The organism is Methylibium sp. (genome assembly GCF_965279545.1).
Classification (GTDB): Bacteria; Pseudomonadota; Gammaproteobacteria; order Burkholderiales; family Burkholderiaceae_C; genus Methylibium.
The window spans coordinates 2,336,493-2,357,414 of the sequence record NZ_OZ257250.1 but is presented as its reverse complement, the minus strand read 5'-3'; the positions used below and the strand labels follow the sequence as shown (position 1 = coordinate 2,357,414).

Annotated in this window: 23 protein-coding genes; all 23 read left to right on the top strand. The window is 69.7% G+C overall.

All coding sequences use genetic code 11. From position 1 onward, the window contains the following. Window positions 1-118: 118 nt before the first annotated feature. The 23 genes from ACQY9S_RS10970 to ACQY9S_RS10860 all read left to right on the top strand — a co-directional run bounded on the left by ACQY9S_RS10970 (window position 119) and on the right by ACQY9S_RS10860 (window position 20,902). Window positions 119-1,213 (top strand): hydrogenase small subunit, encoded by a 1,095-nt coding sequence (locus tag ACQY9S_RS10970; protein ID WP_428419741.1) that lies wholly within the window; start codon window positions 119-121, stop codon window positions 1,211-1,213. Window positions 1,214-1,242: 29 nt separating this feature from the next. Continuing rightward, the gene (locus tag ACQY9S_RS10965; protein WP_428419740.1) at window positions 1,243-3,099 is read left to right on the top strand and encodes a nickel-dependent hydrogenase large subunit; all 1,857 of its coding nucleotides are present in this window, start codon (window positions 1,243-1,245) and stop codon (window positions 3,097-3,099) included. Window positions 3,100-3,145: 46 nt separating this feature from the next. Next, window positions 3,146-3,736: a HupE/UreJ family protein gene (locus ACQY9S_RS10960; protein ID WP_428419739.1), complete on the top strand. Its 591-nt coding sequence runs from the start codon at window positions 3,146-3,148 to the stop codon at window positions 3,734-3,736. A gap of 48 nt (window positions 3,737-3,784) precedes the next feature. Continuing rightward, window positions 3,785-4,519, top strand: coding sequence for a Ni/Fe-hydrogenase, b-type cytochrome subunit (cybH, locus tag ACQY9S_RS10955; RefSeq protein ID WP_428419738.1), 735 nt, complete (start codon window positions 3,785-3,787; stop codon window positions 4,517-4,519). Window positions 4,520-4,720: 201 nt separating this feature from the next. Then, complete coding sequence (locus tag ACQY9S_RS10950; protein WP_428419737.1) at window positions 4,721-5,026, top strand: HigA family addiction module antitoxin; 306 nt, start codon at window positions 4,721-4,723, stop codon at window positions 5,024-5,026. Window positions 5,027-5,049: 23 nt separating this feature from the next. Further along, window positions 5,050-5,724 carry a HyaD/HybD family hydrogenase maturation endopeptidase gene (locus ACQY9S_RS10945; protein WP_428419736.1) on the top strand — a complete coding sequence of 225 codons (675 nt, stop codon included), beginning with the start codon at window positions 5,050-5,052 and terminating at the stop codon, window positions 5,722-5,724. Between the two features lie 11 nt (window positions 5,725-5,735). Beyond that, window positions 5,736-6,068 carry a HypC/HybG/HupF family hydrogenase formation chaperone gene (locus ACQY9S_RS10940; protein ID WP_428419735.1) on the top strand — a complete coding sequence of 111 codons (333 nt, stop codon included), beginning with the start codon at window positions 5,736-5,738 and terminating at the stop codon, window positions 6,066-6,068. Continuing rightward, window positions 6,065-6,577, top strand: coding sequence for a hydrogenase (locus tag ACQY9S_RS10935; protein ID WP_428419734.1), 513 nt, complete (start codon window positions 6,065-6,067; stop codon window positions 6,575-6,577). The genes ACQY9S_RS10940 and ACQY9S_RS10935 overlap by 4 nt, the downstream gene beginning before the upstream one ends. Before the next feature lie 25 nt (window positions 6,578-6,602). After that, window positions 6,603-7,478 carry a hydrogenase expression/formation protein gene (locus ACQY9S_RS10930; RefSeq protein ID WP_428419733.1) on the top strand — a complete coding sequence of 292 codons (876 nt, stop codon included), beginning with the start codon at window positions 6,603-6,605 and terminating at the stop codon, window positions 7,476-7,478. A 31-nt stretch (window positions 7,479-7,509) separates the two neighbouring features. Further along, window positions 7,510-7,752, top strand: coding sequence for a rubredoxin (locus tag ACQY9S_RS10925; RefSeq protein WP_428419732.1), 243 nt, complete (start codon window positions 7,510-7,512; stop codon window positions 7,750-7,752). Beyond that, window positions 7,749-8,285 (top strand): [NiFe]-hydrogenase assembly chaperone HybE, encoded by a 537-nt coding sequence (gene hybE, locus ACQY9S_RS10920; RefSeq protein ID WP_428419731.1) that lies wholly within the window; start codon window positions 7,749-7,751, stop codon window positions 8,283-8,285. Before ACQY9S_RS10925 ends, hybE begins: the two co-directional genes overlap by 4 nt. A gap of 52 nt (window positions 8,286-8,337) precedes the next feature. Continuing rightward, window positions 8,338-9,504, top strand: a complete 1,167-nt coding sequence (locus ACQY9S_RS10915) for a hypothetical protein (RefSeq protein WP_428419730.1) — start codon at window positions 8,338-8,340, stop codon at window positions 9,502-9,504. Next, the gene (locus ACQY9S_RS10910; protein ID WP_428419729.1) at window positions 9,497-9,841 is read left to right on the top strand and encodes a hydrogenase maturation nickel metallochaperone HypA; all 345 of its coding nucleotides are present in this window, start codon (window positions 9,497-9,499) and stop codon (window positions 9,839-9,841) included. The genes ACQY9S_RS10915 and ACQY9S_RS10910 overlap by 8 nt, the downstream gene beginning before the upstream one ends. An 11-nt stretch (window positions 9,842-9,852) precedes the next feature. Continuing rightward, window positions 9,853-10,920, top strand: a complete 1,068-nt coding sequence (hypB, locus tag ACQY9S_RS10905; RefSeq protein ID WP_428419728.1) for a hydrogenase nickel incorporation protein HypB — start codon at window positions 9,853-9,855, stop codon at window positions 10,918-10,920. Between the two features lie 3 nt (window positions 10,921-10,923). Next, window positions 10,924-12,081, top strand: coding sequence for a carbamoyltransferase HypF (locus ACQY9S_RS10900; protein WP_428419727.1), 1,158 nt, complete (start codon window positions 10,924-10,926; stop codon window positions 12,079-12,081). Further along, window positions 12,072-12,317, top strand: coding sequence for a HypC/HybG/HupF family hydrogenase formation chaperone (locus tag ACQY9S_RS10895; RefSeq protein WP_056315715.1), 246 nt, complete (start codon window positions 12,072-12,074; stop codon window positions 12,315-12,317). Before ACQY9S_RS10900 ends, ACQY9S_RS10895 begins: the two co-directional genes overlap by 10 nt. Beyond that, on the top strand, window positions 12,314-13,456 hold the full coding sequence (hypD, locus tag ACQY9S_RS10890) for a hydrogenase formation protein HypD (RefSeq protein WP_428419726.1): 1,143 nt from the start codon (window positions 12,314-12,316) through the stop codon (window positions 13,454-13,456). The genes ACQY9S_RS10895 and hypD overlap by 4 nt, the downstream gene beginning before the upstream one ends. A gap of 109 nt (window positions 13,457-13,565) precedes the next feature. Next, window positions 13,566-14,621 (top strand): hydrogenase expression/formation protein HypE, encoded by a 1,056-nt coding sequence (hypE, locus tag ACQY9S_RS10885; protein WP_428419725.1) that lies wholly within the window; start codon window positions 13,566-13,568, stop codon window positions 14,619-14,621. Window positions 14,622-14,644: 23 nt separating this feature from the next. Continuing rightward, window positions 14,645-15,178 (top strand): hypothetical protein, encoded by a 534-nt coding sequence (locus tag ACQY9S_RS10880; RefSeq protein WP_428419724.1) that lies wholly within the window; start codon window positions 14,645-14,647, stop codon window positions 15,176-15,178. A 9-nt stretch (window positions 15,179-15,187) separates the two neighbouring features. Beyond that, entirely contained in the window at window positions 15,188-16,987 is a 1,800-nt protein-coding gene (locus ACQY9S_RS10875) for an enoyl-CoA hydratase-related protein (RefSeq protein ID WP_428419723.1), read from the top strand. Beyond that, on the top strand, window positions 16,984-18,432 hold the full coding sequence (locus ACQY9S_RS10870; RefSeq protein WP_428419722.1) for a sigma-54-dependent transcriptional regulator: 1,449 nt from the start codon (window positions 16,984-16,986) through the stop codon (window positions 18,430-18,432). The genes ACQY9S_RS10875 and ACQY9S_RS10870 overlap by 4 nt, the downstream gene beginning before the upstream one ends. 2 nt (window positions 18,433-18,434) lie before the next feature. Then, window positions 18,435-19,448, top strand: coding sequence for a HupU protein (locus tag ACQY9S_RS10865; RefSeq protein WP_428419721.1), 1,014 nt, complete (start codon window positions 18,435-18,437; stop codon window positions 19,446-19,448). Next, entirely contained in the window at window positions 19,445-20,902 is a 1,458-nt protein-coding gene (locus ACQY9S_RS10860; protein WP_428419720.1) for a nickel-dependent hydrogenase large subunit, read from the top strand. Before ACQY9S_RS10865 ends, ACQY9S_RS10860 begins: the two co-directional genes overlap by 4 nt. Window positions 20,903-20,922 lie beyond the last annotated feature (20 nt).

The window sequence follows — 20,922 nt, the reverse complement described above, 5'->3', positions numbered from 1 at the left end:
GCGAGCTGGCCCACGACTTGTGTTGTCTTCATCGCCCGGTGCTCCGGGTCCGCTGCCGGTGCAGCGGACCGGCAGCACGGTCTCAATCAAATCCAGAAGCAACCGGAGACCCTCCCCGATGGAAACCTTTTATGAGGTGATGCGCCGCCAAGGCATCTCGCGTCGCAGCTTCCTGAAGTACTGCTCGCTCACGGCCACGTCGTTGGGGCTGGGCCCGGCCTTCGTGCCGCAGATCGCGCATGCCATGGAAAACAAGCCGCGCACACCGGTGCTGTGGCTGCACGGGCTGGAGTGCACCTGCTGCTCCGAGAGTTTCATCCGTTCGGCGCACCCGCTGGCCAAGGACGTGGTGCTGTCGATGATCTCGCTGGACTACGACGACACGCTGATGGCCGCCGCCGGCCACCAAGCCGAGGCCATCCTCGAAGAGATCATGGTCAAGTACAAGGGCAACTACATCCTGGCCGTGGAGGGCAATCCGCCGCTGAACCAGGACGGCATGAGCTGCATCATCGGCGGCAAGCCCTTCATCGATCAGCTCAAGCATGTCGCCAAGGACGCCAAGGCCATCATTTCCTGGGGCTCGTGCGCCTCGTGGGGCTGTGTGCAGGCGGCCAAGCCCAACCCCACGCAGGCCACGCCGATCCACAAGGTGATCTTCGACAAACCGATCATCAAGGTGCCCGGCTGCCCGCCGATCGCCGAGGTCATGACCGGCGTGATCACCTACATGCTGACCTTCGACCGCCTGCCGGAACTCGACCGCCAGGGCCGACCGAAGATGTTCTACAGCCAGCGCATCCACGACAAGTGCTACCGCCGCCCGCACTTCGACGCCGGCCAGTTCGTCGAGCACTTCGACGACGAATCGGCGCGCAAGGGCTACTGCCTCTACAAGGTCGGCTGCAAGGGCCCGACCACCTACAACGCGTGCTCGACGACGCGCTGGAACGAAGGCACCAGCTTCCCGATCCAGGCCGGTCACGGCTGCATCGGCTGCTCCGAGGACGGCTTCTGGGACAAGGGTTCGTTCTACGACCGGCTCACGAACATCCACCAGTTCGGTATCGAAGCCAACGCCGACCAGGTAGGGGGTGCCGCGGCGGGCGCGGTCGGTGCGGCGGCAGCGGCGCACGCGGCCGTGTCGGCGATCAAGCGCGCCACGCAAAAGGCCGATCCGAAGAAGAGCGAAACCGCCCGGACAGGGCAGTGAAGCGCTGAGCACGAACCAAGGAACAAGACATGGGCGCTTACGAAACTCAGGGCTTCAAGATGGACAACACGGGCCGCCGCGTGGTGGTGGACCCGGTGACTCGCATCGAAGGGCACATGCGCTGCGAGGTCAACCTCGACAGCAACAACGTCATCCGCAACGCGGTCTCCACCGGCACCATGTGGCGCGGGCTGGAGGTCATCCTCAAGGGGCGTGACCCGCGCGACGCGTGGGCCTTCGTGGAGCGCATCTGCGGCGTGTGCACCGGCTGCCACGCGCTGACCTCGGTGCGCGCCGTGGAAGACGCGCTCGGTATCGTCATCCCGAAGAACGCCTACCTGATCCGCGAGATCATGGCGAAGACCTTGCAGGAGCACGATCACGCCGTTCACTTCTATCACCTGCACGCGCTCGACTGGGTCGACGTCGTCTCGGCACTGAAGGCCGACCCGAAGAAGACCTCCGAGCTGCAGCAGCTGGTATCGCCCAGCCACCCGCTGTCGTCGCCCGGCTACTTCCGCGACATCCAGAACCGTCTCAAGAAGTTCGTCGAGAGCGGTCAGCTCGGGCCGTTCATGAACGGCTACTGGGGCAGCAAGGCCTATGTGCTGCCGCCCGAAGCCAACCTGATGGCCGTCACGCACTACCTGGAAGCCCTGGACCTGCAGAAGGAATGGGTCAAGGTCCACACGATCTTCGGCGGCAAGAACCCGCACCCGAACTACCTGGTCGGCGGCGTGCCGTGCGCGATCAACATCGACAAGGATGGCGCGGCCGGGGCCCCGGTGAACATGGAGCGCCTGAACTTCGTCGAGGCGCGCATCAAGGAGATGATCGAGTTCAACAACAACGTCTACATCCCCGACGTGCTGGCCATCGGCACCATCTACAAGCAGGCCGGCTGGCTGTACGGCGGTGGCCTGTCGGCGACCAACGTGATCGACTACGGCACCTATGAGAAGGTGATGGGGAACCACAGCACCCAGCAGCTGCCGGGCGGCGCGATCCTCGACGGCAACTGGGACGTGATCCACCCGGTCGACCCGCGCGACCCCGAGCAGGTGCAGGAGTTCGTGCCGCACAGCTGGTACAAGTACGCCGACGAATCCAAGGGCCTGCATCCCTGGGACGGCGTCACCGAGCCGAACTATGTGCTTGGGGCCAACACCAAGGGCACGCGCACCGACATCAAGGAGCTCGACGAGAGCGCGAAGTACTCCTGGATCAAGTCGCCGCGCTGGCGCGGCCATGCGATGGAGACCGGCCCGCTGTCGCGCTACATCCTGGGCTATGCCCATGCGAAGCAAGGCAACAAGTACTGCCAGCGCGTCAAGGAGCAGATCGACACCTCGGCCATGATCATCAACAGCGCCTACCCCAAGGCGCTGGGTCTGCCCGAGACGCAGTACAGCGTCAAACAGCTGCTGCCCACCACGATCGGCCGCACGCTGGCGCGGGCCCTCGAGGCGCAGTACTGCGCCGAGATGATGCTCGAGGACTTCCATGAGCTGGTCGCCAACATCAAGGCCGGCGACACCAGCACCGCCAACGTCGAGAAGTGGGATCCGGCCACCTGGCCGAAGGAAGCCAAGGGCGTGGGCACGGTGGCGGCCCCGCGGGGGACCCTGGGTCATTGGATCAAGATCAAGGACGGCCGGATCGAGAACTACCAGTGCGTCGTCCCGACCACCTGGAACGGCAGTCCGCGTGACAACAAGGGGCAGATCGGCGCCTTCGAGGCCAGCCTGATGAACACACCGATGGCCAACCCCGAGCAGCCCGTGGAGATCCTGCGCACGCTGCACTCCTTCGATCCCTGCCTCGCCTGCTCGACACACGTGATGAGCCCGGACGGGCAGGAACTCATCAGCGTCAAGGTGCGTTGACAGCACCGGCCCCACAACATCCCCCTGCGTTCCGAGGAGACACTCCATGTCGAAAAGCACTTCCCTGCGCTGCGCGCTCGCCGGCGCCCTGCTGATGGTCGCATCCGTCAGCCAAGCACACACCGGTCACGGTGTGCACGGTCTGGCAGACGGTCTGGCCCATCCCTTCATGGGTCTGGACCATCTGCTGGCGATGGTCGCGGTCGGCCTGTGGTCGGCCGCGGTCCTGCCGGCGGGTCGACGGCTCCTCGGGCCGGGCACGTTCGTGGCGATGCTGCCGGTCGGTGCCCTGCTGGCATGGGGCGGGATGCAACTGCCGGCGGTCGAGTCCGGGGTGGCCTTGAGCGTGGTGTTGCTGGGGGCCATGCTGCTCGCGGGCCGGCGCATGCCGGCCTCGCTGGGCCTGGCGGTCACGGGCGTCGCGGCCTTGTTTCACGGCTACGCACATGGCAGCGAGCTGGCTGTCGGCGCGTCGGCGGCTGCCTACGCGGCGGGCTTCATGTTCGCGTCGGTGCTGCTGCACGGCGCGGGCATTGCCGCCGGTGCCGGTCTTCTGCGCCTCCCGGCCCGGGCCGGGCAACTGGCTGCCGCGGTGGTCGGCGGTGCCGGCATGGCGCTGCTGGCCGCGCGTCTGTGACGGCGGCCGAGCGAGCCGCATCACCCCAGCCCGAAGAGGAGACGCCCCATGTCCGCGATACCCGCCAAGAACCTGAACACCCCCGCCGCGGGAACCGACGCCCACGAGCTCGTCCACGCGCAGTCGATCAAGTCGGTCTACGTCTTTGAGGTGCCGGTGCGCATCTGGCACTGGATCAACGCACTCGCCATCACCGTGCTGGCGGTCACCGGCTACTTCATCGGCTCGCCGCTGCCGACGATGCCGGGCGAGGCCAGCGACCACTACGTGATGGGCTACATCCGCTTCGCCCACTTCGCGGCGGGCTACCTGCTGGCGGTCGGGCTGGTGGGCCGCCTGTACTGGGCCGTGGTCGGCAACCACCATGCGCGCGAGCTGTTCTGGGTGCCGGTGTTCCAGCGCGCCTACTGGGTCGAGGTGTGGGGAATGATCAAGTGGTACGCGTTCGTGAGCGCGCGGCCGGGCAAGTACGTCGGGCACAACCCGCTGGCGCGCTTCGCGATGTTCTTCATGTTCTTCCTGACGGCCGTGTTCATGGTCGTCACGGGCTTCGCGCTGTATGCCGAAGGCGCCCAGGCGGGTTCCTGGGCCGCCATCCTGTTCGGCTGGGTGATTCCGCTGTTCGGCCAGTCACAGGACGTGCACACCTGGCACCACCTCGGCATGTGGAGCTTGATCGTCTTCATCATCGTGCACGTGTACGCCGCGATCCGTGAAGACATCATGGGCCGCTCGAGCGTGGTGAGCACGATGATCTCGGGCCACCGCACCTTCAAGGACTGAAGGGCCATGAATCCGCAGGACGTCTCTCGCCGCTCCTCCTGGGGCACGGGCAGGCCCGCCGCAGCGGCGGCCGGGGAGCGTCTTGCGTGGAGCGGCCCGGTGCGGCAGGTCCGTGCGCAGGGGGAACACCTCGCCGCGAGCACGCGTGCGGCGTCGGGTGATGCTGCGGCAGGTCGTGCGCGGTCACTCGCGACCACCACGATGCTGCTGCCCCCCGGCGTGCCGGCGCGCACACCATGGCACCCCGGTCGCTTTCTCCGGCGCAACTACCTGGCGCCGCTCGGACTCTCGCAAACCGAAGCCGCTCGCCTGCTGGGCGTTTCGCGCCGGCGCCTGCATGAAATCGTCCACGGCCAGCGCGGCATCACGGCCGACACGGCCATCCGCTGCGCGCTGGTGTTCGGCAGCGACGCTGCGTTCTGGCTGGCGCTGCAGTCCGCCTGGGACAGCTTTCACACCTGGAAGCTGCTCCGCATCCAGACCCGCCGCACGCGCGGCACCCACTGAAATCCTGACGGAGTGATCACCGCATGAGCGCCATCTCGTCTGAAAACGCCTGTCACGACTCGGGTGACAGTTCCGGGGCCGAGACGATCTGCGTGCTGGGCATCGGCAATGTGCTGTGGGCCGACGAGGGCTTCGGTGTGCGCTGCATCGAGGCCTTGCAGCGGCGCTACGAATTTGCGCCGAACGTGCAGTTGATCGACGGCGGCACGCAGGGGCTCTATCTCATCCAGCATGTGCAGGCGGCCGGGCGGCTGCTGATCTTCGACGCGATCGACTACGGGCTGCCTCCCGGCACGCTGAAACTGATCGAGGACGACGACGTGCCCCGCTTCATGGGCGCCAAGAAGATGAGCCTGCACCAGACCGGCTTCCAGGAGGTGTTGATGCTCGCGCTGCTGACCGAGAAGTACCCGAAGCAGGTGCTGCTGATCGGTTGTCAGCCCGAGGAACTCGAAGACTACGGCGGCAGTCTGCGCCCCAGCGTCAAGCAGGCCCTGGAGGATGCGCTCGCCCACGGCGTGGACACCTTGAGGCGTTGGGGTGCGATGCCCGTTCCGCGCAGCACGCCGCTGAGCGAGTGCGAGTCGGTGACCTTCTCCGAGCTCGATATCGGCCGTTACGAAGGCCAGCGTCCGGCGGAGGAGGTTGCATGCCGCGTCGGTGACGAGCGCTTCTTTCCTCCGGCTGCGACGGCCTGAGCTTCGACACCATGTGCATCGGCCTTCCCATGCAGGTGCTGCTCACCGAGCCCGGTCACGCGCAGTGCCGAGGGCGCGGCGAGTTGCGGCGCGTTCGGACGGCGCTCGTCGGCGACGTCGCCCCCGGTGAGTGGTTGCTGGTTTTCCTCGACAGTGCCCAGGAGCGCCTGACACCGGACCGCGCGCAGGAAATCGAGGCCACGCTCGACCTGCTCGAAGCGGTCATGCGCGGCGACGCCTCTCAGGGTGACGCGGCATTCGTGTTGCCGTCCCAGATGAACCGAGAACAGGTCCTTGCGATGGCAGGGGCTGCAGCCAGTCCACCTTTGGAGAAACTCACATGAGCACCGACACCTCAGACCACGAAACCCTGGTGAAGCTGCCCGTGCAGCCTCCCAAGACCACGATGGCGCTGCCCGAGACCTCGCCCCTGATCGAGCGGCTCGTGAGCGATCACGGCGCCACGTGGGTCGACCAGACCAGCATCGATGCCTGGGCCGCGCAAGGCGGCGATCGCGTCGTGCTGTTCGCCGGCGACCCGGTCCGCTTTCCCGAGGGCCTGGACGTGGCCGTGGTGCTGCCCGAACTGCAACGCAGCTTTCCCGGGCGCTTCGTCGTCGGCGTCGTGCCGCGTCAGAGCGAAGAGGCCGTGGCGCGCCGCTATGGATCGCAGCGCTGGCCGACGCTGCTGTTCCTGCGCGACGGGCAGTACGTGACCACGATCTCCGGCATGCTGGACTGGGACGAGTTCGTCGAGCGTGTCGCGCAGGCGCTCGCCATGCCGGTCTCGCGCGCCCCCACCATCGGCATCCCGGTCGTCAACGCCAGTGCGGCCGGCTCGTCCTGCCACTGAACCAGCTCCTTGCACGGAAGACCCCATGAAAGACTTTCCGATCCCGGTGGTAGGCCTAGGCATCGGCCCTGGCAGCCAACCCGAAGAGGGTGACAACCTTCAGTACATGCCCATGCCACAGGGCATGGAGACCTTCCGCCCTCCGGTGCTCCCGGAACCCGAAGAGATCGCGGCCTGCGTGCAGGCACACCGCGCCTTGCGCGACGCCCTGGTGGCGCTGGACGATGTGCGCCGCAACGGGCTCAACCGCAGCGTCGATCTGGTGGGCCTGTCCGCCGCCGACCTGCAGCTCATCAACCAGGTGCTCGGCGAAGGCGAGGTGAGTGCGCTGGTCAGGAAGGACGGCGATGCCCAGCACGAACTGCGCGTGCAGGAGTCGGTCTTCGCCGGCGTGTGGCGTGTGGTCAGTTCGGTGGACGGGCAGGTCGTGTCCGACACCATCGAACTCGGCCCCGTGCCCCGTGCCCTCAAGGCGGCTGCCAGCGACGACGTGTGGGCCGAAGTGCCGCGCTGGAAGGGCGACCTGCCGCCGAACGTGCAGAACGCACCCTCGTTGCTGGCCGAGATCGAGGACCAGTGGCGCATCTGGCGTGCAGGCCAGCCGGCCCACGTGGTCAACCTCACGCTGTTGCCCATGTCGAACGAGGACATCGGCTTCCTGGACCACCATCTGGGCACGGGGCGGGTGCTGATCCTGTCGCGCGGCTACGGCAACTGCCGCATCACCAACACCTGCATGCCCAACTGCTGGCGCGTCGTGTACTACAACTCGCAGGACGTGGTCATCCTCAACACCGTCGAAGTCGTCGAGCTGCCCGAAGTGGCCCAGGCGGCACAGGAAGACCTCGACGATTCGCACGAGCGACTCAAGGAGGTCCTGGAATGGGTGGAGCACGCATGAAGAACTCGCCGGTCCGGCGCGAGGGGCGGGCGTGAAATCCAGCAGCCCGCCGCGCTTCGAGGGCAGCTACCTGGGCAACAGTGCCAGGCTGCCCGCGGGCGCCCGTCTCGAGTGCAAGATCTGCTGGTGGGTCTACGACCCGGCGCTCGGCGACGCGGTGTGGCAGATCGATGCCGGCACGCCCTTCACCGAACTGCCGTCGCACTGGCGCTGCCCGCAGTGCGACGGAGATGCCGAGCAGTTCATGGTGCTCGACGACAGCGCCGGAGCATGAACACCCTGCCCACGCCGCCCTCCGCCGTGCTGGCGCGACGCGTCCGCGAACTGGTGGATCTGTTTCGCGACATCGAACGCAGCCGCATGGCAGGGGTGCCGGTGCTGCACCCTGGGCTGCACGTGGACGCCGCGGGTTTCGAGCTCGAGTTCGAGCCAGTCGCCGAAGCCGCGGCGACCGGCGACGACGCGCAGGCGATCGGCATCCTGATCACGCCCTGGTTCATGAATCTCGTCGTGTTCCCGCTGGCGCGCCGCGATGACACGGCGGGTGTCGGTCGCTCGCAGGCGCGGGCGGTCGGGTGCGAGAACTTCGACTTCATCGGTGCGCATGAACCGAGCTTCGGCTCCTACGCGGCCTGCTCGCTGTTTTCCCCGATGTTCGAGTTTGCCGACCACGCCGCCGCCAGCGCGACCGCACAGGCTGTGCTGGCGACCCTGCGGGCCCCTGTGGCGGGTGTCGACCGGGCCAAGTCGCCGGCGCGCCGCTCCTTCTTGCTCGGGCGTTCCAGCGCCGCCGGAGCGGCCCCATGAGCGCGATGCCGCGCCGTCCCGATCCGCTCGCGTGCCACCCCGGGGCCTGCCAATGAGCGCCACGCGTCTCGCCGACCTCGGCGGCGCCCTGCTGGTGCGGCCGGGTCGCGCCCGACCGCACAACCTCGTCAGCACCCGCCCCGAGCTGACCGACATGCTCACTCGCGGCAGGCCGGCTGCCGCGGTGGCCGACATCCTGGCCAGCCTGTACAGCCTGTGCGGCCATGCGCATCGCTTGTGCGCGCGCAGGGCGGTGGCGGCAGCGAGCGCAAACGTCGATACCGAACCGTCCGACACCGGGGCCGCCTTGCAGCAAGGCACTTTGCGTGAGCATTTGCGCAGGCTGTGGATGGACTGGCCGCGCCAGTTGGCTGCCGCCCCCCGTTGCGCCGCGTTCTGCGATCAGGCGCTGGGCCAGTTGCAGCACTGCCCGGCGTTCGCCGCACCGTCGTTCCCTGCCGCGCCGGACCAGGGCGAAGCCATTCCCGGCCTGCTGCACTGGTTGCAACAGACCGTGCTGCGCATGCCGCCGGACCAGTGGCTCGCCGCCTGGGAGCGTGATCCGCGTGCCTGGCTGCTTGCATGGGGCCGACAGTCCGAAGGCTGGATGGCCGAACTGCTGCGTGAGATCCAGTCGATCGGCGACAGTGCCGTGCCATCGCGGAACTTGCGTGCCCACGCGGATGCGGCCTCGCTGCGGGAGATCGCCGACTCCCTGCGCTGCGTCGCTGCCTTCACGCGCCAGCCGCAATGGCGCAACGAATGCGCCGACACCGGTCCGTGGAGCCGCCTCAACCAGCCGGCGGGCATGGCCCTCGACACGCCGTGGCTGCGCCTCGGTGCCCGGTTGGCCGAAGCGGTCCGGCTGGCCTTGCCCGACGAGCCCCGGCGTTGCGGAACGCAGTGGCTCGCGAGCGGGGCGCTCGCGCTCGGTCCGGGCGAAGGCCTGGCCTGGGTGGAAATGGCGCGCGGCCTGCTCGTGCACCATGTGCAACTCGATGGCGAAGGGGATGACGCGCGCATCGCCGCGTGCCGCGTGCTCGCGCCGACGGAATGGAACTTTCACCCGCAAGGCGCACTGGCGTTCGCGCTGGAGCGGCTGCCGTCGCGTGTCACGCCGGAGGTCCGGCGCGAAGTCGGTGTGCTGATGGCAGCCTACGATCCCTGCGTGCCGTTCGAGATCGAGCCGGCCAGGCAAGAGGAGACGGCCCATGCATGAAGCCAGTCTGGCCGGTGGCATCCTGAAGCTCGTGGAAGATGCTGCGCAGCGCGAGGGTTTTCGCCGCGTGACGGTGTTGCGGATGGAAGCGGGTCGCCTCGCCGGCGTGGAGGTGCGTGCGCTGCAGTTCGCTCTCGAATCGCTGGCGCCCGGCACCTGCCTGCAGGACGCTCGCTTCGAGTTCGATGAACCCATCGGGCGGGCCTGGTGCCTGAACTGCAGCCAGACTGTCGACATCGCGCAGCGCGGCGACCCGTGTTCCCTGTGCGGCAGCTACCAGCTGCAGGCCACCGGTGGCACCGAACTGCGCGTGCTCGACATGCTGGTAGATGACTAGGAGGACTGAACATGTGTGTCGTTTGTGGGTGCGCCGGTGCCGGCGATTCGAATGCGGCGAACCGAGCCGACGAGCATGCCGCGTCGCATGCTCATGCGCATGAACATGAGCACGGACACGACCAGGGTCATGCCGGCCCGGCCCCGGGTGCGCACGTCCACGTCGACCCGCACAGCGGCGACCTGCACTACGGCGCCGGCGCGGCGCGCGTGTCCGTGCCGGGCATGAGCCAGGCGCGCGCCATCAAGCTCGAGACCGACATCCTCGGCGAGAACAATCGCATCGCCCGCCAGAACCGCCAGCACTTCGAGTCGCACGGCGTGACGGCCCTGAACCTGGTGTCCAGTCCCGGCTCGGGCAAGACCACGCTGCTGTGCGCGACGATCGAGGCCCTGCGCCAGCGCCACCCCGGCCTGAAAGTCGCCGTCATCGAAGGCGACCAGCAAACCAGTTTCGACGCCGAGCGCATCCGCGCCACCGGCGCGCCCGCCATCCAGATCAACACCGGCAAGGGCTGCCACCTCGACGCTCCGATGGTGGCCGAAGGGTTCTCCCGGCTGCACGCGCACGATCACCATCACGAGCACCACCACGACCGTCAAGACGAGCGCAGCCTGCTGTTCATCGAGAACGTCGGCAACCTCGTGTGTCCGGCGGTCTGGGACCTGGGCGAGGCGGCCAAGGTCGCGATCCTGTCGGTGACCGAAGGTGAGGACAAGCCGCTCAAGTACCCCGACATGTTCGCGGCGTCGTCGCTGATGGTGCTGAACAAGATCGACCTGCTGCCGCACCTGAACTTCGACGTGCAGCGTTGCATCCAGGCTGCCCGGCGCGTGAACCCGGCCATCGAAGTGATCCAGTTGTCGGCCACCACCGGCGCCGGCATGGGCGAATGGCTGCACTGGCTGGAGCATGCGCTGTCACCACACGACGACAGCGGGCACCACCACCACGGCGCTGCGCACGCACCGCAGAGTGCGAAGGAGGGGCAGGCCACCGAGGCGATGCTGCGCCGGCGAGTGGCCGAGCTCGAAGCCGCGCTTGCCGCGGCCTCCTCGCGCAAGGCGACGGCCGGCTGAGCCATGCGCACGGAACTGCCGACCATCCTGGCCTGCGGCGCGTGGCTGAAGAACGCCGCGTGCCTGCTGGACGCCGGGGCGCCCGTCTGGTCGGCGGTTCACGGCGATCTGGGCGAGCCGAGCGCCTGCCGGGCGCTCGAAGCCTCGGTGCGGGATCTGGTGCGCCGTGCGCGCCGGCCGGTGGTGGCGGTGGCGCACGATCTGCATCCCGACTTCTTCAGCACCCGCCTCGGCGTCGCGCTGGCCGGCGAGTTCGGCGTTCCCGCGATCGGCGTGCAGCACCACCATGCCCACATCGCCGCGGTGATGGCCGAGCACGGCGTGCACGAAGCCGTGCTCGGTCTGGCGCTGGACGGCGTGGGCCTGGGCACCGACGGCACCGCTTGGGGCGGTGAACTGTTGTGGGTCGATACCACCGCATGGCGGCGCCTCGGCAGCCTCTGGCCGCTGGGGCTGCCTGGCGGCGATGTGGCGGCGCGCGAGCCCTGGCGCATGGCCGCCTCGGCGCTGCACGCGCTGGGTCGCGGGGGCGAGATCGGTGAGCGCTTCGCCGGCGTCGTGGGCGCGAGCGCAGCGCGCCTCGTGCAGCAATTGCTCGCCGGCGGCTTCAACTGCCCGTCGACCAGCAGCGCCGGGCGCTGGTTCGATGCCGCTGCCGCCGCGCTGGGGCTGAGCGTTCGCCAGGCGCACGAAGCCGAGGCCGCGATCGCGCTGGAGCAGCAGGCGCGCACGTGGATCGCCGCGCACGGGCTGCCGGCGCGGACGGGCATCGTCGATGCGAGCCGGATCGATCGCCTCGACCTGCGCCCCTTGCTGGCGCGATTGCTCGATCACGGCGATGCCGCTGCCGGCGTGCCCGCCGAGGCCGCCTGGTTCCATGTGGCGCTGGCCGAAGCGCTGGCGGGCTGGGCCGGTGCGGCAGCCCGCGAGAGCGGCGCGCGCACCGTGTGCCTGGGGGGCGGCTGCTTCTGCAACGCCGTGCTCACCGAACACGTGGTCGCCGGCCTGCAGCGGCAGGGCCTGAAGGTGCTGAGGCCGCAAGCCCACACCTGCGGCGACGCGGCACTGGCGCTCGGGCAGGCCTGGGTGGCCGCACACCAGCTGCACGCCGGCGGCCGGCCCCTTTCCATCGAAGTCAACGAGAGCCTCTCATGTGCCTAGCCATTCCCGCCAAGCTGATCGAACTCAAGCCCGCCGACCAGGCCGTGGTCGACCTCGGCGGCATTCGCAAGGAGATCTCCGTGGCCCTGGTGCCCGGCGTGGCCGTCGGTGACTACGTGATCGTGCACGTCGGCCATGCCATCGGGCAGATCGATCCGGCGGAGGCCGAGCGCACGCTCGCGATGTTCGGCGAAGTCGCCCGCCTGCCGGCGTCCTCGGGAGCCGCGCTGTCATGAAGTACATCGACGAGTTCCGCGACGGCGGCGTCGCCCAGAAGATCGCCGAGCGGCTGCGCCAGGAGGTGCGTCCGAACCGCAGCTACAGCTTCATGGAGTTCTGCGGTGGCCACACCCACGCGATCTCGCGCTACGGCGTCGGCGAACTGCTGCCGGCCAATGTGCGCATGGTGCACGGCCCGGGCTGCCCGGTCTGCGTGCTGCCGATCGGCCGCATCGATCTGGCGATCAAGCTCGCACTCGAACACGGTGCCATCGTCTGCACCTACGGCGACACGATGCGCGTGCCGGCGTCCGACGGCCTGTCGCTGGTGCGCGCCAAGGCGCGCGGCGGCGACATCCGCATGGTGTATTCGGCGGCCGATGCGCTCCAGATCGCGCGCCAGAATCCGCAGCGCGAGGTGGTGTTCTTCGCGATCGGCTTCGAGACCACCACGCCGCCCACTGCACTGGCGATCCGCGATGCGCACAAGGAGGGGCTGGCCAATTTCAGCGTGCTGTGCTGCCACGTGCTCACGCCGTCAGCGATCACGCACATCCTCGAGTCGCCTGAAGTGCGGCAGTTCGGCACCGTGCCGATCGATGGCTTCGTGGGGCCGGCGCACGTCAGCATCGTGATCGGCTCCGGGCCCTACGAACACTTCGCGCAGGAGTACCGCAAGCCGGTGGTCATCGCCGGCTTCGAGCCGCTCGACGTGATGCAGGCGGTGCTGATGCTGGTGCGCCAGGTGAACGAGGGGCGTGCCGAGGTGGAGAACGAGTTCACCCGTGCGGTCAACCGCGACGGCAACCTCAGTGCGCAGGCACTGGTGTCCGACATCTTCGAGCTGCGGCCGAGCTTCGAGTGGCGCGGCCTCGGTGAAGTGCCGTACAGCGCGCTCAAGATCCGTCCCGGCTTCGCCGCCTTCGATGCCGAGCGGCGCTTCCAGCTCGGCTACCAGCCGGTGGCCGACAACAAGGCCTGCGAGTGCGGCGCCATCCTGCGCGGCGTGAAGAAGCCGACCGACTGCAAGATCTTCGGCACCGTGTGCACGCCGGAGAATCCGGTGGGGTCGTGCATGGTGTCCAGCGAGGGCGCCTGCGCGGCGCACTACTCCTACGGGCGGTTCAAGGACATTGCGATCGTGGCGGCAGCATGAGACATCCCGCACCAGCCTGTTTCACACGGGCCGCCGCGCCGGGCCGCCCCAAGCAAGGCACGACCCTCTCGGAGGGTCGCGCGCCGGATACGACGAGCGGGGTGCTGTCATGAGCATCGTCAAGAAGGACTACATCCGCCCGCTCGACATCAAGAACGGCCGCATCGACATGGGGCATGGCGCCGGCGGGCGCGCGGCGATGCAGCTGATCGAGGAGCTCTTCCTCACGGCCTTCGACAACGACTACCTGCGCCAGGGCGACGACGGCGCGGCGTTTGCCATCCCCCAGGGCGAGCGCATGGTGATGGCGGTCGACGGCCATGTGGTGTCGCCGCTGTTCTTCCCGGGCGGCGACGTGGGCTGCCTCAGCGTGCACGGCACGATCAACGACGTGGCGATGTCCGGCGCGCGGCCGCTCTACCTGGCGGCCAGCTTCATCCTCGAGGAGGGCTTCCCGCTCGCCGATCTCAAGCGCATCGTCGAGTCGATGGCCACCGCGGCGCGCGAGGCCGGCGTGCCGGTCGTCACCGGCGACACCAAGGTGGTCGAGCAGGGCAAGGGCGACGGCGTGTTCATCAGCACCACCGGCGTCGGCGTGGTGCCGGCCGGTGTCTGCATCTCCGGCAGGAACGCGCGCCCCGGCGATGTGCTGCTGCTGTCCGGCACGATCGGCGAGCACGGCGTGGCCGTGCTGTCGCAGCGCGAGTCGCTGGAGTTCGAGACCACCATCGAGTCCGACACCGCCGCGCTCCACACCCTGGTGGCCGCGATGCTGCAGGCCGCGCCGGGCGGCGTGCGCGTGCTGCGCGATCCGACCCGCGGCGGCCTGGCCACGACGCTCAACGAGATAGCCCGCCAGTCCGGTGTCGGCATGCTGCTGCAGGAGGAAGCGATCCCGGTGCTGCCGCAGGTCGATGCCGCCTGCGAGCTGCTGGGGCTGGACCCGCTGTACATCGCCAACGAGGGCAAGCTGGTCGCGGTGTGCGCGGCCGAGGCAGCCGACGCGGTGCTGGCGGCGATGCGGGCGCATCCGCTGGGCGCGCAGGCCGTGCGCATCGGCTGCGTCACCGAGGACCCGCACCGTTTCGTGCAGATGGACACCCGCTTCGGCGGGCGCCGCGTCGTCGACTGGCTGAGCGGAGAACAGTTGCCGCGCATTTGTTGAAACCTCCGCGATGAGAGGCTGCGATGGACGATCCCGGAGAGCGCGTGTACCGCAAGACCGGCCAGGGCGCGGCGGAAATCAGATCGCGCTCCGGGGGGCTGTCGGCACGCGCGCGCACGGCGCTGATCCTCGTCAACGGCGTCGACAGCGTCGCCGCGCTGCGCGGCAAGATCGGGCCTGACGCGGACGCGCTGATCGAAGGCCTCGCCGCGCAGGGGCATGCGGAGCGGGTCGAGCCGCGACCGCGGGCCGCGGCTTCGCCGCCTGCGCCCACCCCGCAGCCGGCGGTGGTGGACATCGCCGTGGAGGCGGGGGCGCCGAGCGAGCCAGAACTGTCCGAAGCCGAGGTGCGCGAACGCCTGGCACCGCTGCGCCGCGAGGCGCTGGCGCGGCTGGGACCGCACTACGGCCCCGACGCCGTGGTCGTGGCCGGCCCGCTGCTGCAGGCGGGCACCATCGCGGCCTATTGCGCGGCACTGGACGCGCTGGAAACCAAGGTGTCCGTCTACATGGGGCGCAAGCAGGCCGTGAAGCTGCTGACGGGACTGCGGCCCTGATCGCCTCCGATGCGCATCCTCCTGCTCTGCCACAGCTTCAACAGCCTGACCCAACGACTCTTCGTCGAACTGGAAGGGCAGGGCCACAGCGTGTCGGTCGAGCTCGACGTGGCCGACTCCGTGTGCGAGGAGGCCGTCGCGCTGTTCCGGCCCAACCTGGTGCTCGCGCCGTTCCTGAAGCGGCGCATCCCGGCCTCGGTGTGGCGCGCAGTGGCCTGCTTCATCGTCCATCCCGGCCCGCCCGGGGACCGCGGGCCGTCGGCGCTGGACTGGGCCGTGCTCGAGTCCCGGCCGCAGTGGGGCGTGACGGTGCTCCAGGCCAACGACGACTTCGATGCCGGGCCGGTGTGGGCGCACGCGAGCTTTCCGATGCGCGAGGCCAGCAAGGGCAGCCTGTACCGCGCCGAAGTCACGCAAGCCGCCGTGACCGCCTGTCTGCAAGCCATCGAGCGCTTCGAGCACGGTCGGACCGCCGGCGCAGCGGAGCCGGAGCCGGAGCTGCGCTGCGCCGACGGCGACGGCGACGGCGACGGCGACGGCGACGGCTGGCGCCCGCTGCTGCCGCAGTCGGCGCGGCGCATCGACTGGGCGCGCGACAGCACGGCCCGCGTGCTGGCCAGGCTGCGCAGCGCCGACGGCCAGCCCGGTGTGCGCGACGAGATGTTCGGCCTGGACTGCCACCTGTTCGACGGCCACCCGGCGACGCCGGCCGCGCTTGCCGCCGTGCCCGCCGCGCCGCCGGGCAGCGTGCTGGCGCGCCGCGAGGGCGCGCTGCTGCGCCGCACCGTCGACGGCGGCGTGTGGATCGGCCAGGCCCGCAATCCGCTCGCCTGCGGCGACGGGCCGGCCTTCAAGATGCCGGCGGCGATGGCCTTCGCGGCACAGTCTGCCGAGCTGCCGCTGCTCGACGTGCCGCTGGACCGTGACGCGCAGGAGTGGGGCGAGATCCGCTACCGTGAACTCGGGCCCGCGGGCGCGCGCGTCGGCTGCCTGTCCTTCGACTTCTACAACGGCGCCATGTCCACCGACCAGTGCCGTCGCCTGCTGGCGGCACTGCAGGCCGTGCGGCGCCGCGACACGCAGGTGCTGTTGCTGCTCGGCGGTCGCGACTTCTTCAGCAACGGCATCCACCTGAACTGCATCGAGGCCGCCGCGCACCGTCCCGACGACAGCGCGGCCGACGAGTCCTGGCGCAACATCCAGGCGATGGACGACGTGGCGCTGGAACTGATCACGCTCACCGACCGCCTCACCGTCGCGGCCCTGCGCGGCAACGCCGGGGCCGGCGGCGCCTTCCTGGCGCTGGCGGCCGACGAGGTGTGGGCGCACCAGGGTGTGATCCTGAATCCGCACTACAAGAACATGGGCAACCTCTACGGTTCCGAGTACTGGACCTACCTGCTGCCACGGCGGCTGGGCGCGGCCGGCGCTGCGGCGCTGATGCAGCAACGTCTGCCGGTCTCGGCGGTGGCGGCGCAGCGCTCGGGCCTGATCGACCGCTGCTTCGACACGGGCGCGCTCGCCTTCGAAATCGAGGCAACTACCCATGCGCTCGCGCTCGCGGCGGCCCACAATCTGGCCGAGCGCGTGGCCCGCAAGCGGCACGCGCGAGACACCGACGAGGCCCGGCGGCCGCTGGCCGCCTACCGAGAGCAAGAGCTGTCCCGGATGCACCGCAATTTCTACGGCTTCGACCCCAGCTACCACGTCGCCCGCTATCACTTCGTGCACAAGCTGCCGCATGCCTGGACGCCGAGGCATCTCGCGGTCCATCGCGAGGCCGCTGCCGGCAGCGCGGAGCGCGCATGAGCGAGGTCGCCAGCCTGCCGACCGTCCTGCTGGTGGACGACGAGGTGCGCTCGCAGGACGCGATGCGGCGCACGCTCGACGAGGACTTCACGGTGCTCACCGCGAGCCACGCCGACGACGCCCGCCGGCAGCTCGAGCGGCACGAGGTCAGCGTGATCCTGTGCGACCAGCGCATGCCGGGGCTCACCGGCGTCGAGTTCCTGAAGGAGGTGCGCGAGCGCTGGCCCGACACCGTGCGCATCGTGATCTCCGGCTACACCGATTCCGAGGACATCATCGCCGGCATCAACGACGCCGGCATCTACCAGTACATCCTCAAGCCCTGGGTGCCCGACCACCTGCTGGACACGGTGCGCACCGCGGCCGAGGCGCGCATCCTGCAGCGCGAGATGCACCGCCTCGACCTGGAGCTGCGCACCAGCACGCCAGTGCTGCGCCAGCGCGCGGCGCACAAGTTCGAGAAGGCGCGCAGCACCTTCGACTTCGACCGCATCGAGCGCGCCCCCGGCAGCCCGCTCGACAGCGTGTGCGAGATGGCCGCGCGCGTGGCACGCTACGACCTGAGCGTGCTGGTGCTGGGTGAATCCGGCTCCGGCAAGGAGCTGCTGGCGCGTGCGATCCACTACGCCAGCCCGCGCGCCGGCGGCGCCTTCGTCGTCGAGAACTGCGCAGCCATCCCCGACACGCTGCTGGAGTCGGAGCTGTTCGGCCACAAGCGGGGCTCGTTCACCGGTGCACATGAAGACCACCCGGGCCTGTTCCAGCGTGCCAACGGCGGCACGGTGTTCCTCGACGAGATCGGCGAGACCTCGCCGGCCTTCCAGGTGCGCCTGCTGCGCGTGCTGCAGGAAGGCGAGGTGCGGCCGGTCGGCGGCGCGCGCACCGTGCCGGTCAATGTGCGGGTGGTCGCCGCGACCCACCGCGACCTGGAGCAGCGCGTGCGCGAGGGCCTGTTCCGCGAAGACCTCTACTACCGCATCGCCGGCGTGTCGCTGACGGTGCCACCGCTGCGCGAGCGCGGCGGCGACATCGAACCGATCGCGCGCCGCCTGGTGCGCGAGGTGAGCGCCGAGTTGGGCCGTCCGGGCGCCGAACTGAGCGACGAGGCCATGGCCTGCCTGATGGGCTACCCCTGGCCCGGCAACATCCGCGAGCTGCGCAACGAGATCGCGCGTGCCGTGGCGCTGAGCGCGACCGAGTGCATCGAGGCCCAGGCCTTCTCGCTGCGCGTGCTGCACGGCCAGGCCGGCCTGTCGGCGACCGCCCAGGCCACACCGCTGCCGCGCAACGGCACACTGGGCGAGCGGCTCGATGCCATCGAGGCGATGATCCTGCGCGAGACGCTGCTGCGCCACCGCTGGAACAAGACGCGTGCGGCCAAGGAGCTCGGCCTGTCGCGCGTCGGGCTGCGTGGCAAGATGCTGCGGTTCGGTCTGGAGGGTTGAAGATGGGCACCACGGCGGGGTTCAATGTCCTGTGGCTGCAGTCGGGCGGTTGCGGCGGCTGCAGCATGTCGCTGCTGTGCGCCGACACCACCGACTTCCACGGCCAGCTGCGCGATGCGGGTATCGACCTGCTGTGGCATCCGTCGCTGTCGATCGAGAGCGGCCACGAGCTGATCGGCATGCTCGAGCGCATCGCGGGCGGCAGCCTGCGGCTGGACGCGTTGTGCATCGAGGGCTCGCTGCTGCGCGGGCCGCACGGCAGCGGCCGTTTCCACGTGATGGCCGGCACCGGCATCCCGATGATCCACTGGGTCACCCGGCTGGCGGCGCAGGCGCGGCACGTGGTCGCGGTCGGCAGCTGTGCGGCCTGGGGCGGCGTGACCGCCGGCGGCGACAACCCCACCGATGCCTGCGGCCTGCAGTACGAGGACGACCGCCGCGGCGGCCTGCTCGGCGCCGACTTCCGCTCCCGCAGCGGGCTGCCGGTGATCAACATCGCCGGCTGTCCCACGCACCCGAGCTGGGTGATCGACAGCCTGATGGCGCTGGCGGCCGACAGCTTCACGGCCGCCGACCTCGACACGCTGGGCCGGCCGCGCTTCTACGCCGACCAGCTGGTGCACCACGGCTGCACGCGCAACGAGTACTACGAGTTCAAGGCCAGCGCCGTGAAGCCGTCCGACCTCGGCTGCATGATGGAGCACATGGGCTGCAAGGGCACCCAGGTGCACGCCGACTGCAACACCCGGCTGTGGAACGGCGAGGGCTCGTGCACGCGCGGCGGCTATGCCTGCATCGCCTGCACCGAGCCGGGCTTCCAGGAGCCGGGCCACCCCTTCCACGAGACGCCCAAGCTCGCCGGCATCCCGATCGGCCTGCCGACCGACATGCCCAAGGCCTGGTTCGTCGCGCTGGCCTCGCTGTCGAAGTCGGCCACGCCCAAGCGCGTGAAGCTCAACGCGGTGGCCGACCACCTGGTGATCACGCCGGTCGCGCGCAAGACGCGCCTGAAATGACCCGCCTGCTCGTCGGCCCGTTCAACCGCGTCGAAGGCGATCTCGAAGTCACGCTCGACATCGCCGACGGCCGGGTGACGTCGGCACATGTCAATGCGCCGATGTACCGCGGCTTCGAGCAGATCCTGCGGGGCAAGAACCCGCACGATGCGCTGGTCTATGTGCCGCGCATCTGCGGCATCTGCTCGGTGTCGCAGTCGGTGGCCGCTGCGCGGGCGCTGGCCGACCTCGGCGGCCTCGAGATGCCGCCCAACGGCCAGCATGCGACCAACGTGATCCTGGCGACCGAGAACCTGGCCGACCACCTCACGCACTTCTACCTCTTCTTCATGCCGGATTTCGCCCGCCCGGTCTACGCGCGGCAGGCCTGGCACGCCGAGGCCGAGCGCCGCTTCGCGCCGCAGACCGGCGAGCAGACGCGCGCCGCGATCGCGGCGCGCCAGCGCTGGTTCACACTGCTCGGCACGCTGGCGGGCAAATGGCCCCACACGCAAAGCATCGAGCCCGGCGGCTCCACGCGCCCGATCGAGGCCGCCGAGCGCGTGCGCCTGCTGGCGCGCGTGCGCGAGTTCCGCGCTTTCCTCGAGCGCCAGCTGTTCGGGGCGCCGCTCGAGCAGGTGACATCGATAGCCAGCGAAGCGGCCTTGTGGGCCTGGCATGCGCAGGATCCCTGGCGCGGTGACTTCCGCCTCTTCCTCAGCATGGTGCGGGACGTGGCGCTCGAGGGCCTGGGCCCGGGGCCGGGGCGCTATCTCAGCTACGGCGCGTACCCGCAACCGCAGGGCGGTTTCGAGCTGGCGGGTGGGGTGTGGCATGCGAGCACCGCGGCGCTGGCAGCGCTCGATGCGTCGGGCATCCGTGAAGACGCGACCCACGCCTGGCTGTCCGACGACGCGGGCCCCCGCCATCCGCTGGACGGCCTGACGGTGCCCGACGCCGACAAGCCCGACGCCTACACCTGGAACAAGGCACCGCGCCTGGCCGGCGAGGTGATCGAGACCGGCGCCATCGCGCGCCAGCTCGCGTCGGCGCAGCCGCTGGTGTGCGATGCCGTCGGCCGTCACGGCGGCACCGTCTACACGCGGGTGCTGGCACGGCTGATCGAGTTGGCGCGCGTGGTGCCGATGATGGAGCACTGGCTGCAGCAACTGCAGACCGGCGAGGCTTACTGCGTGCCCGGCCCGCACTACACCGAAGGCGTGGGCGTGGGCCTGAGCGAGGCCGCACGCGGCAGCCTCGGCCACTGGATCGTCGCCAGCCGCGGCCGCATCGCCAACTACCAGATCGTCGCGCCGACCACCTGGAACTTCTCGCCGCGCGATGCCGCCGGCACGCCGGGTGCGCTGGAGCAGGCGCTCGAAGGCGCGCCGGTGCGCGACGGCGAACTGACGCCGGTGGCCGTGCAGCACATCGTGCGCTCCTTCGATCCGTGCATGGTGTGCACGGTGCACTGAAGCCTTCGTCCTGCCCGGGC

What these genes read in the sequence shown, in the direction of transcription:
- ACQY9S_RS10960 (WP_428419739.1), top strand. Translation starts at nt 3,146, where the DNA reads ATGTCGAAAAGCACTTCCCTGCGCTGCGCGCTCGCCGGCGCCCTGCTG.
- ACQY9S_RS10900 (WP_428419727.1), top strand. Translation starts at nt 10,924, where the DNA reads ATGCGCACGGAACTGCCGACCATCCTGGCCTGCGGCGCGTGGCTGAAG.
- ACQY9S_RS10875 (WP_428419723.1), top strand. Translation starts at nt 15,188, where the DNA reads ATGCGCATCCTCCTGCTCTGCCACAGCTTCAACAGCCTGACCCAACGA.
- hypB (WP_428419728.1), top strand. Translation starts at nt 9,853, where the DNA reads ATGTGTGTCGTTTGTGGGTGCGCCGGTGCCGGCGATTCGAATGCGGCG.
- ACQY9S_RS10930 (WP_428419733.1), top strand. Translation starts at nt 6,603, where the DNA reads ATGAAAGACTTTCCGATCCCGGTGGTAGGCCTAGGCATCGGCCCTGGC.
- ACQY9S_RS10860 (WP_428419720.1), top strand. Translation starts at nt 19,445, where the DNA reads ATGACCCGCCTGCTCGTCGGCCCGTTCAACCGCGTCGAAGGCGATCTC.
- ACQY9S_RS10970 (WP_428419741.1), top strand. Translation starts at nt 119, where the DNA reads ATGGAAACCTTTTATGAGGTGATGCGCCGCCAAGGCATCTCGCGTCGC.
- ACQY9S_RS10910 (WP_428419729.1), top strand. Translation starts at nt 9,497, where the DNA reads ATGCATGAAGCCAGTCTGGCCGGTGGCATCCTGAAGCTCGTGGAAGAT.
- ACQY9S_RS10945 (WP_428419736.1), top strand. Translation starts at nt 5,050, where the DNA reads ATGAGCGCCATCTCGTCTGAAAACGCCTGTCACGACTCGGGTGACAGT.
- ACQY9S_RS10865 (WP_428419721.1), top strand. Translation starts at nt 18,435, where the DNA reads ATGGGCACCACGGCGGGGTTCAATGTCCTGTGGCTGCAGTCGGGCGGT.
- hybE (WP_428419731.1), top strand. Translation starts at nt 7,749, where the DNA reads ATGAACACCCTGCCCACGCCGCCCTCCGCCGTGCTGGCGCGACGCGTC.
- ACQY9S_RS10915 (WP_428419730.1), top strand. Translation starts at nt 8,338, where the DNA reads ATGAGCGCCACGCGTCTCGCCGACCTCGGCGGCGCCCTGCTGGTGCGG.
- ACQY9S_RS10940 (WP_428419735.1), top strand. Translation starts at nt 5,736, where the DNA reads ATGTGCATCGGCCTTCCCATGCAGGTGCTGCTCACCGAGCCCGGTCAC.
- ACQY9S_RS10870 (WP_428419722.1), top strand. Translation starts at nt 16,984, where the DNA reads ATGAGCGAGGTCGCCAGCCTGCCGACCGTCCTGCTGGTGGACGACGAG.
- hypE (WP_428419725.1), top strand. Translation starts at nt 13,566, where the DNA reads ATGAGCATCGTCAAGAAGGACTACATCCGCCCGCTCGACATCAAGAAC.
- ACQY9S_RS10880 (WP_428419724.1), top strand. Translation starts at nt 14,645, where the DNA reads ATGGACGATCCCGGAGAGCGCGTGTACCGCAAGACCGGCCAGGGCGCG.
- hypD (WP_428419726.1), top strand. Translation starts at nt 12,314, where the DNA reads ATGAAGTACATCGACGAGTTCCGCGACGGCGGCGTCGCCCAGAAGATC.
- ACQY9S_RS10950 (WP_428419737.1), top strand. Translation starts at nt 4,721, where the DNA reads ATGCTGCTGCCCCCCGGCGTGCCGGCGCGCACACCATGGCACCCCGGT.
- ACQY9S_RS10895 (WP_056315715.1), top strand. Translation starts at nt 12,072, where the DNA reads ATGTGCCTAGCCATTCCCGCCAAGCTGATCGAACTCAAGCCCGCCGAC.
- ACQY9S_RS10965 (WP_428419740.1), top strand. Translation starts at nt 1,243, where the DNA reads ATGGGCGCTTACGAAACTCAGGGCTTCAAGATGGACAACACGGGCCGC.
- ACQY9S_RS10935 (WP_428419734.1), top strand. Translation starts at nt 6,065, where the DNA reads ATGAGCACCGACACCTCAGACCACGAAACCCTGGTGAAGCTGCCCGTG.
- cybH (WP_428419738.1), top strand. Translation starts at nt 3,785, where the DNA reads ATGTCCGCGATACCCGCCAAGAACCTGAACACCCCCGCCGCGGGAACC.